Below are 10,249 nucleotides of genomic sequence, written 5' to 3'. Positions count from 1 at the left end.
AGAAAAGCCTGTCAAATGGGGATTTCACATGTAAGGTTTTAGCAAAACATTACATCTAATCTTCCTTAAATAATAAAAAATTGTCTATTGAGACAGAGCTCTTGTTAAACAAACGTACCCATTTGGTGCACTACTTTGTTTAATCTCTCAAGTCCCAAGTCTTCATTTTATTTAATTCTTTTTTTCTCTTTCTCTTTAATGAGTTTCTTCCTTCTCCCCACAGACTCAAGAATACTAATGGCCCAGCTATCATAAAGAATAAATCCCTGGAAGAGTTTATTTCCAGTTTACCAAGAACCAACATACTCACTATAACAATAGCTAAAGCAGTCGGAATAATCGTTCCTAACCAAGGTATCCTACTTATCGATGCAAAGTGTTGAACAATAAATAGTAATATGGTTATTGTTATTGCTATTAACCAAGCTGTCATAACTTATCATCCCTCTCCTTTTTATACTTACTTATAATCAATTTTGCTTCTTCCAAATTGATTCGATCATCAATTGAGAGTTGTTTAATGAACTTTATAAATCCTTCATTATCTACAGCATCATTCAATTTTATTTTTTCAATCAACCTATCCAACCTTACTCTCACTGTTGGGTAAGAAACTTCATAAACTTTTGCAATTTCCTTTAAAGATCCCGAATTCACCACAAATTTCTTAATGAATTCCACATCTTCCTCATCCAAAGATAATATCCAATCTGGTACATCTTTAATATCCATATAGCTTCATCGCTCCTTAACTTTAGATTAGCATAAAATTTAATAAAATAAAATGTTTATTTAATAATATTTAATATTTATTTCATAAATAATTAAATATTATACAATAAAAAGGATTCTACTTTTTAAAAGCAGAATCCTTTTTATTAATATGATGATGACATTAATTTAACAAAATGGCCCCGATTGTTGAGCAAATTCCACTTAAATTTTGGTTGCTTTAATCCTATCACAACACGATTTTCACATGTAAGGTTTTAGGAAAACATTACATCGAAATGGCTTAATTAAAACAAAAAAGCCTGTCATTTTCAGACAGACCTAAAGATTGTTCAATTCCGCATACCTCTTCCAAATAAACTAAGCACAAAAACAACTGATACGACAAGTATAGCGCGAAGGAGATTATTATCGATATTCACGGCTACGATACCCAATATAATTGCAACAATAAGAGTTATTATAATAAAAATGATGAATTTTTTTGTGAAAAAGGTTTTTTTCTCATTACTTTTATATCCCAAGACTACACCTCACCATTTTAAATTTACTATGCCACAAATTGCCCCGATAGTTTAGCAATCCTTATTTAAATTTATATTGGTTCAATTTTAGCACAATTAAACTTTCACATGGGATGTTCTAGGAAAACATTGCACGGAAAAGAATAAAGAGTGTGAGAATACCTCATATTTTATTTTTGGAGATCAATTTCATTTTTATAACATATATATTATAATAAACGTATGAATATGGAAGAATGGGAAACATTAGAATACAAAACCATAAATAATGAGTATCCCCTGCTTGAGTGGTTAAAAACATTGCCAGCTAAAAAAGCAGCAAAAGTTTTAGAAGATATCGAGAGATTCGAACGTTATGGTCCTCGGCATAAACCAGGATTCTGTGAAAAAATAACGAAGAACCTTTCTTATATTCGAACGAAACAAGGAAGCGATGTCTTCCGAACCTTTTGGTTTCATTGGTACGGGCGTACTGCTGTTTTAACGCATGGTTATCAAAAAAAGCAAAACAAAGCTGATGAACGGGAAATACGCAGAGGCGAGGCGTACCGGAAAGACTGGCTCCAACGCTTTGGAACAGGAAAGGAGTAACGTGTTATGAGCCTGACAGACCGATTAGCAAAAAGCTTGGGAGAAAATGATTCCGAATTTAAACAGGTATGGGAAGATCCGGAACGCCAACAACAATTTGAATTGAGCTGCAAACTCGTTGAAATACGCAAGCAGCTAAATATGACACAACAAGAATTTTCACAGCGTATTGGTTTAAAGCAGTCCTATCTCTCCCGTCTTGAAAATGGCGAAATTGATATGACCCTTGGAAGATTTGGCGAAATTGCCCAGAAACTTGGCGGTCGTGTTCGTATTGATATCGACTTTGACAAGGATAACCTTATTAAACAATAACATCAGAACTTCCAACCATGACAAAAGGCTTCGTTCTCTTATATAGAGCTGGAAGCCTTTTGTCATGGTATATGTCCTTCTTGATAAAAAATAAAAAATGCCACTCTCATAAAAAGGGTTAACTAGGCCCAAAAAACAACCTGGTATAAAAATTCTTAATTAAAATATTCTAGGAAAATCAAATGCGTAATGGTTGTCTTAAGACAACATCACTACCTTAAGGTTTCATTTCAACAATTGTTGCATTAAAATAAGGATTTCATGTACACTTTATTTAATACAACTATTATTGCAAAGGATAGATAATTTATGGCGCTCTATAACGTGCGGGATGCTTTGAAACTGCTGCAGGCCTATAAAATAACGAGTCATGAAGAAAGTGTACGCCGATGGTTGCGTCAGGGGTATATTAAAGGGATTCCACCTAAATCCCGAAAAGAAGGATGGCTGATTCAGGAAGCGAATCTGCTAGCTTTCATCCGTGCCCGTATGCCGGAACATATGGATACTTATCCATCTAATACAACAAATGATGTAAAAGAAGACACACGAGAAGCCATTCGCGCGGAAATGTGGTGGGAACTGGCCAGGAAAAACCTCTTTGAGGACGCGCTGGAAGTTAAGAAATCTTCAGTACGCGCATGTGTGGAGCATATGGGCCTTTCCAAAGCATTCGAAACCTATGCATGGGGCTATTTACAGCAGCACAAACGAGGCTATGCGACACCGCGCATTCCCTATCTTTTGGAAGCTGCTTTGTTCGATGGCCATCGCATTAAGCTAGATACCGCCTATGAAACCAAAGAGGAACAGATCTTATTTGCGGTACTGGAACACCTGCGGCAGGAGAAAGTAACCTGATTCTGTTGTTCCTCTTAAGATCATTGTGGTAAAAAATCTTCTAGCTGCTGATCATAATCTGAATCACGGAGTTTGCGTAACGCTGTCGCTTCCAATTGACGGACTCTTTGCCGCGTGACACCAAATCTGGTGCCAACGTCCGCGAGAGTATGCATGTAACCATCGTCAAGCCCGAAACGAAGCCGCAACGCACTTGCTTCTTTGTCCGTTAATGCAGCCAAAACAAGATTCAGCTGTTCTTTTAATGCCTGATCAAAAGCCTGACCCGATGGCGACGGTATAGACGGATCCTCAATAAAATCGCCAAAATGGGTATCCCCCTCATCACTGACTGGCGTATCGAGTGAAACCGTATCCTGCATAAGACGCAGTATCTCACGTGCTCTATCAGGAGCTAGATCGGCTTTTTTAGCCATTTCCTCGACAGTAGGTTCACGGTCAAAATCCTGTAATAGCTGGCGATGAATGCGCATCAATTTGTTAGTGGCTTCTACGATATGAGTAGGTTTACGAATCGTTTTTGTTTGATTCATGATAGCCCGTTTTATGGCTTGAGTTATCCACCAGGTGGCATACGTGCTGAATCGAAACCCTCTCTGATAGTCATATTTCGCCACGGCCGTCATAAGCCCGGTATTCCCTTCCTGAATTAAATCTAAAAGCGGCAAGCCATTGCCGGTATAGCGTTTGGCCACATCGACCACAAGGCGCAGATTGGCCTCTGTCAGCTGCCTTTTGGCTTCCTCGTCCCCTGCCTCAATCCGGCGGGCAAGCTGGACTTCATCGTCAGCTGATAATAAATAAGCCTGGCTTATTTCCCTTAAATACATTCGCACGGTATCATCCATGTCCATGCCCAATTGACTACTGGCATAACTCCCCGGTTGATTAACCTTATTAGTCGTCATGATCGTTCTTTCCTTTTCCTATTAATCTATTATATTGACAGTTTCAATATAGGTGTATCATCATGCTACTATTCTAATTTACAAAAGCCTCTTTAGAATAGAAATGTCTTCATAATGCAACAATGATTGTATTATGAAAGCGTCTTGATGGTGTTCTCTCAATCATAACATCAATTGTCATATACGCGGGTCAATCATTCGTCTTACCCTTCCCGAAGAGTCTCGCAAAAAATCCGGGCTTTGACGACTCATTTGCCTCCTCAGATTCCTGTGTTGAGGCCAATTGTTTACGCGTTTCCAGTTTATCATCCAGAGTCTGTAACAAGGCCTGATCTCGCTCTTTTAACCGCGTATTTATGTATTCCTGTTGCTCATCCAGCCGTTCTGATAAATCTTTTATAAGTTCGTTCTGCTGCTTTATTAAATTCACGACATCTTCATTGGTATATTGCCCCTCATATTGTTGTGATTGTTCTGTATCGCCACCCCTTACAGCTTGTATCGCCCCCTTACCAAATCGCTCTATGACAATACTTGTAGCCTGATCAACAGTTGTATTGCCTTTTGATCTTATTTCTTTCAAATATCTTAATGCTGTAACGTCCTTTTCTACAAATAGTCTCGCCTGATACTTCCCTTTTTTTTTAGACCGTATAAACGTATATCCTTTGCTTTCCAATATTTGCGCGTACTTTCTAACAGCAGGTACTGATATATCCAGCATAGTCGCAACTTCACCTGTCGCATAAGCCTTTTCGGTATATTCCATATTGTCTTCTGTATTGCCCTTTGTATCGTCTGTCATATCATCACCTCACCTCTATTTTAATAAGAGTAACAGAAAAAAATATTAATGTCGCCGATAACTTTTGAATTTCAATACGATATGGTCCGCCATAGCTTCCTTTTCGAAAGTGGTGTTGAAAATGTAATAGTAAAAAATCATCGAAGTTGAAATGACTAATGAAAATAAAGCAAAACCGTTATGCCATTATAGGTTTTTTGTCTTAAAAGAGCCCCCGCAGGAAACCCAACTTAAATGCAGTTTTTTAGTTTTAAAAACCACTGCATATAGTTGGGCACTTCCATTTGGTCGTGATGTTTCTTTAACAAACGAAAGTGCATCTTCAAGATCCACGAAAGCTTAAAGTCGTCAATTCATAAACAAAACAATCATGCGTTTCAAAGAACGAATCTTTAAAACAAGAGCACCCTATATAAACACACAGAATCTTTCACAGCTCGTCTGATGCTTTCAGGACCAATACCCCTCATACTTTAACAAATAGGTCCTGTTTTTAATTATTGAACTCTATTTCAAATGCCATCTTTTAAATAACGATGATAACGTTCACTGGCCGATTTTACTTGAACATAAAAAAAGAACAGCAACCTCTTCTTTGGGTTGCTGTTCTTTCCATCAGACACCTAGCAAATGTTGTCAAAATTCCTGCCTGATGATAATATTTAATAGAGTTAAAAATTAAATTCCCTGTCCAAGTGTCCAGCCACAGACAATTTTTGGGCACAGGGGAATCACAAATGATTCAATCGTTAATTCAGAATCTATTTTACACATGAATGTACTGATTGTAAAGATTGAAGCCTTCGATTTCTCTGTTAGGTTTGGACATTTCGTGACAGGGATATAGGAGGTTTTTTTAATGGCACAAGATGCAGTCGTTATGTTTGAAGGCACAATTTATGAAAATGGTTATGGCTGGGTAGCTCAAAAAGTTATGCGTGATAGCAAAATCAGTATTCAAGCTAAAGCTATTTATTCTTACATATGCAGCCTGGCTGGTAATCCTACAGACATTGATGGTCGAAAAGCATTCCCCAGCATTTCTCTCATGAAGTATGAACTGGGAATAAAATCGCAGGACACCTTTTATAAGTACATGAACCAGCTTAAGGATAAAGGTTATTTGAAAATAGAACATGAAAAAGACGATAAAGGAAAATTTGAACGGAATATTTATAAAGTCATAGCCGTCCCTAATCCCCCTGAAAAGAATGATCAAAAAGCCAAAAAAGATCCATATCCCAAAAATTGGACTACGGATTATCCAAAGTCCAATTTTTCGACGTCGGATAATCCGACTACCGATAATTGGACTACTAATAGAAATAGAATTAATAGAAATAGAATTACTAACGATGATGAGAATAAAGAAATGCGCGCAAGCATTCGTGAAGAACTCACCCAACTGACTGAAAACAACCCGCACCTCAAATCGTTATTCGATCATCTGAAACGTGAGATGTTGGATCCCTATATTGTTCAGGACATTATGACGGAAATGCTCGATCAGCATGTGATAGATTATAGATTAATAGATGCCCGCAATCAGCTGGATTATATGAAAGACCAGATCAGCCAAGGTGAATCCTATACATACTTTGGACGTTTCTTCGTAAATGGTCTGAAAAAGCGTTCCAAAACGGCTCTGGACGTTGAACGTGAAAATGAAGTGGCTCAGCAGAAACAAGCCCAGCGCGATACAAGTATGTATTTTGATTGGCTAAATGATGGGCTGGACCCGGAAGTTTGATAGTCAATCCTAAGCTAATCTATTATTTAAAGCTTCACAGATGACCTGTGTGCTTCTGTTTTAAACTAAAAGGGTTAATGGCCGTGTTAACGTTAAAAACGATTTGAGAAGGTCCTGTATGTTTTCTGGATGGCTGGTTCATCAACCGCCACCTGGATGTAAAAGAGGGAAATGTCACCACCCGTGTTACCAGTCGCTCAGAGTGCCACTGGGTTACCCCTCTGGTGATGTGACATCTTGCTGAGGATTCTTGTGAGGCGCACCCGTCATTTGAGGGGCCAGCTCAGCTGGGTGATGACCTTTGATACCTATGCGCCACGCGCTGCTGGTATTCGGGCATGAAACGAATTTGATAGAAGGGGATGGAAGCGACATGGACGAGCGTAATGTTATCGCAGGCTATCACATTATAAGCTATGAAAACGGCGTTATGAATTTAAATATGAAAAAGCTGTATTATTGGCATATTCATAAGCGTTTTCGGCTGGATGATAAAACACCCATTCAAAAAGGGGATATTGTTATCGTTATGACAGCCAGAGGCCGTAGAAAGGTGTTAGTGATGGATGTCCTTCGGGAGGACAATACCGGGGACAAGAAAAAATACAAGCAGGTGAAGAAAATCGTTGAGAGGGCACCCGAAAGCTCCAGCCAAAACCAGGATTCATCATCGTCTTAAATGGGTTTTCATTTAACCAATAAAGTTGCATAATAGTTTTAATGCCCTGAAAAGGACGCTTGATCATGTTGCTGAAGTGCCCGATACAAATGAGTTTCAAGAATGAGCCAGTCTGCCATTACATATCTAGAGTATCCGTGACTTTTTAGGTTGGGTTAAGAATCTAGTATCTGGGATGGCCTCTTTCCCTAGTTTGGTGTTGGTTTGATAGTTTTGCTAGAACAAGTGGTAAAAGATATGGCAAAAGACCTGGTAAAAGAGGTGAATTTGGTATTTCATGTTAAATTTGCTCTAGCAGCGCCCCATCAGAATTCCCAAAGATTCGTACCCATGACCACACGCTCACAACGTCAGTTTTGACTTATGAGATCGTGTGGTCATGGGAAAATGGAAATTCTGATGGGCTGGTGAGTTGTTATGGCTAGATGTGTGGTGTGTTAGTTGTTGTTGGTGTGGTTTAGGTTTGTTTGTTAGTTCAAGTAAGGGGTGTTGGTTCAAGGTCAAAAGAGTTGTATAGGAGAAAAACTGTTATTCGGTTGAGTGATGTTATGACGTTTTGGGATCGTTTTTTATATTGTTTGTTGGTATTTTAGCATTCTGAGGTGGGCTGATTAAGTTGCTGGAATACTGGACGGTTCGTGATGTATTTTTTAAAAGCTGATTCTCAGTTTAGAAAATCAGCCTCAAATGTTTGTTGCTATAAAAATGTATGGATCTTTTTTAAACAGGTATCAATCACGTCATCAGGCGCTTGTGTTTTGATGGTGGCGTTTCTTGCCTGGAAGTCCAGATTTTTGAGCTGGTCCGTAATCACCACACCATCAACGGGTAAACCATCAGGCAGATGAACGTGGAAACCCCACTGTCTGGTGGTATGACTGATAGGACACACCGAGGCATAGCCTGTCGTTTGATTAAATTTGGCAGGCGATAGGACAAGCGCAGGCCGCCGCCCTGCTTGTTCCCGTCCGGTTTGCGGATTGAAATCTAAATAAATGATGTCGCCTCTGTCGGGTGTTTGCGTCATTTAGAGTTCTTCCTTTCCAGAAGAATCGCTGAATAGCTCCTCATGCGGATTGTCTCCTTCGCACTGTTCCAATAATTCCTCCAGTGTGAATTCATTTTCGACAGGCTGAATAATGATTTTTTCGCCATCGTCAGATACCTGAATGGGTGATCCACTTACAACGCCATATTTTTTAGCTATTTTTTGAGGGATGCGGACACCAATGCTGCCGCCCCATTTTTGAGCTGTCGTCATCGCTACCACCTCTTGTTTAGGATCTATATCCATTCTATCACGCTTTCTTCTCATTTTGTATATATTTATATATATTCCCTTAAGTTGTAAAAATGATACATCCTACGTGATCAAGATGAACCCATATTCTAATACCAGAATCGCTCTAATTTGTGATATGACGTTATGTTAAAATTTAATAAAGTTAGATTGTATAACTGGCGATAAATCATTTATGTACGAGTATAAGTTTGAAAGAATTGAATTGAGGGGGAGGCAACAGGCAGTGAACCAAAAGAAGATTATCACCAGGTCATACGTGATTATGCAGAAAAAGGATGGCGCTTTATACAGATCTTTTCGCCTTCAACCTACACGATGGGGATGGCGGGGTATTTTGAACTGATCTTTGAAAGAAAAATTGAATGATGCTTCTCTTCTGGGTATTTGATTTTAAAAGTCCCGCATAATATCTGTCTTTTGCCTCTTTTAAACAACAATTATTGTTTAAAATATTCAGTCTATTTATTTTTTTCAGATGAGCATTATTAAACATGAGGATGTTGTTAACTGTTCCCCGTATCCCCAAACATCCTAGTCCTTTACAAAAAAATATAAAACAAATATTTATTTTTACTTCCATAATATGGAAATTGTTTCGGAAATCTACTACAGTATAATAGAGAGTTATTTTACTATACTAAATGTAAGAAAGGTGATTCCAAATGAAATCAAAGTCTCTTGTAGCGTTAGTTTCATTGCTCATTTTCACATTGCCAATAAGTGTAGGTGCTTCATCTCTGAATAAAGCAGAAGATGGTGTACCTGAACAAAACATGGATAACTATATTAACCAATTAGAGACATATGTTAAAATTGATAATGATGGCACGATTAGTCTTGATTCATCGTATAAAGAAGATTTAGAAATACCGAAAAAAGTAACAGAAGGTATCGAGGATTGGATGAATTATCTTAATCAACTCGTTAGAGATGGAAAGGCAGATATAAATGAGGATTTAGAAGTTTCTGTTGATCAAGATGTTCAAGGACTTAATACTTCAAATGGAGACATATCATTATTTGCCTCAGGAAGAAGTGGTGTTGATGTCCATTGGTGGGGATACAATATATTTTTGAATAGCACTGAGACACGGACTGTTTACCAATCTTTCAAAACAAGTGGCGGAGCAATGGATGGAGCTGCGGTAATAAGTAGGTTTATACCAGTACCTCCTACACAGTTAGTTAGTGCAATATCAGGTGCGATTGGTGGAGGATTAGTAGGATTCGGTAATATGATACAGGATGAAAACCAGGGCAATGGAGTTAGAATTAGATTTACAGGTTTAGGTTATGCTGCTGTTCCTACAGGAGTCTTCCCACAATGATCTTAACGATTGGAGAATTATGATTGACTTACTATTGATAGCAGGCGTATTTATCATAATTTATATAGATATACCTATATTTAAGAAAAAAGTATATGATTATTCATATGTAGGTGCTTATCTAATATTAATAGCTATTCAAACCATAAACAGCGCGTTCATACATTTTATCTCTGATAGTTTTGTCTTGGGTTTGACCATAGCAATTTTATCACCCTTAGTGATTAAATTTATTTCAAGACCCAGTCAAAAAGAAAAGATAGAATATTAAATAGCTATAGTTTTTTACTAAAAAGTCGTGATTTACATGAATACAAAGGCCGTGACAGAATTATTATGTCACGGCCTTATTTTAGCTAGGTGTAGGATACTACTAATTATAAGAGGCCCTCTTTTTGGTGTATGGTTTCCTTAACTAGTTAAGGTTACCATACATGTCGTGAAAGGTCTAAA

Annotated in this window: 11 protein-coding genes and 2 pseudogenes; 7 read left to right on the top strand and 6 right to left on the bottom strand. The window is 38.0% G+C overall.

Annotated features, from left to right (window positions below):
• Window positions 1-139 precede the first annotated feature (139 nt).
• On the bottom strand, window positions 140-433 hold the full coding sequence (locus ACZ444_RS14410; RefSeq protein ID WP_382358822.1) for a hypothetical protein: 294 nt from the start codon (window positions 431-433) through the stop codon (window positions 140-142).
• The gene (locus ACZ444_RS14405) at window positions 430-732 is read right to left on the bottom strand and encodes a DUF2089 family protein (protein WP_382358821.1); all 303 of its coding nucleotides are present in this window, start codon (window positions 730-732) and stop codon (window positions 430-432) included. Before ACZ444_RS14405 ends, ACZ444_RS14410 begins: the two co-directional genes overlap by 4 nt.
• Before the next feature lie 746 nt (window positions 733-1,478).
• Here ACZ444_RS14405 and ACZ444_RS14400 point away from each other — a divergent pair.
• The 3 genes from ACZ444_RS14400 to ACZ444_RS14390 all read left to right on the top strand — a co-directional run bounded on the left by ACZ444_RS14400 (window position 1,479) and on the right by ACZ444_RS14390 (window position 3,023).
• The gene (locus tag ACZ444_RS14400; RefSeq protein ID WP_382358820.1) at window positions 1,479-1,847 is read left to right on the top strand and encodes a type II toxin-antitoxin system RelE/ParE family toxin; all 369 of its coding nucleotides are present in this window, start codon (window positions 1,479-1,481) and stop codon (window positions 1,845-1,847) included.
• Between the two features lie 6 nt (window positions 1,848-1,853).
• Window positions 1,854-2,162, top strand: a complete 309-nt coding sequence (locus tag ACZ444_RS14395; RefSeq protein WP_382358819.1) for a helix-turn-helix domain-containing protein — start codon at window positions 1,854-1,856, stop codon at window positions 2,160-2,162.
• Window positions 2,163-2,471: 309 nt separating this feature from the next.
• Entirely contained in the window at window positions 2,472-3,023 is a 552-nt protein-coding gene (locus tag ACZ444_RS14390; RefSeq protein ID WP_382358818.1) for a hypothetical protein, read from the top strand.
• A gap of 20 nt (window positions 3,024-3,043) precedes the next feature.
• Here the strand turns inward: ACZ444_RS14390 and ACZ444_RS14385 are convergent.
• Both ACZ444_RS14385 and ACZ444_RS14380 read right to left on the bottom strand, forming a co-directional pair.
• Window positions 3,044-3,880 (bottom strand): annotated as a pseudogene (locus tag ACZ444_RS14385) (sigma-70 family RNA polymerase sigma factor); the annotation flags it as partial.
• A 241-nt stretch (window positions 3,881-4,121) separates the two neighbouring features.
• Window positions 4,122-4,736: a hypothetical protein gene (locus ACZ444_RS14380; protein WP_464433877.1), complete on the bottom strand. Its 615-nt coding sequence runs from the start codon at window positions 4,734-4,736 to the stop codon at window positions 4,122-4,124.
• Between the two features lie 859 nt (window positions 4,737-5,595).
• Here ACZ444_RS14380 and ACZ444_RS14375 point away from each other — a divergent pair.
• Together ACZ444_RS14375 and ACZ444_RS14370 are read left to right on the top strand one after the other, a co-directional pair.
• Window positions 5,596-6,486, top strand: coding sequence for a helix-turn-helix domain-containing protein (locus ACZ444_RS14375; RefSeq protein ID WP_382358827.1), 891 nt, complete (start codon window positions 5,596-5,598; stop codon window positions 6,484-6,486).
• A 373-nt stretch (window positions 6,487-6,859) separates the two neighbouring features.
• Entirely contained in the window at window positions 6,860-7,165 is a 306-nt protein-coding gene (locus tag ACZ444_RS14370) for a DUF5839 family protein (RefSeq protein ID WP_382358826.1), read from the top strand.
• A gap of 697 nt (window positions 7,166-7,862) precedes the next feature.
• Here the strand turns inward: ACZ444_RS14370 and ACZ444_RS14365 are convergent.
• Both ACZ444_RS14365 and ACZ444_RS14360 read right to left on the bottom strand, forming a co-directional pair.
• Window positions 7,863-8,192 (bottom strand): type II toxin-antitoxin system PemK/MazF family toxin, encoded by a 330-nt coding sequence (locus ACZ444_RS14365; RefSeq protein ID WP_382358825.1) that lies wholly within the window; start codon window positions 8,190-8,192, stop codon window positions 7,863-7,865.
• Complete coding sequence (locus ACZ444_RS14360) at window positions 8,193-8,426, bottom strand: AbrB/MazE/SpoVT family DNA-binding domain-containing protein (protein WP_382358824.1); 234 nt, start codon at window positions 8,424-8,426, stop codon at window positions 8,193-8,195.
• A gap of 214 nt (window positions 8,427-8,640) precedes the next feature.
• On the opposite strand from ACZ444_RS14360, the pseudogene ACZ444_RS14355 reads away from it, so the two are divergent.
• Window positions 8,641-8,834, top strand: a pseudogene (locus ACZ444_RS14355) (DUF4177 domain-containing protein).
• 296 nt (window positions 8,835-9,130) lie between these two features.
• Window positions 9,131-9,796, top strand: coding sequence for a hypothetical protein (locus tag ACZ444_RS14350; protein WP_382358823.1), 666 nt, complete (start codon window positions 9,131-9,133; stop codon window positions 9,794-9,796).
• Window positions 9,797-10,249: the final 453 nt, after the last annotated feature.

It is taken from the genome of Lentibacillus kimchii (assembly GCF_055381965.1).
The sequence above is the reverse complement of the archived record's forward strand: the minus strand, read 5'-3'. Positions and strand labels throughout refer to the sequence as shown.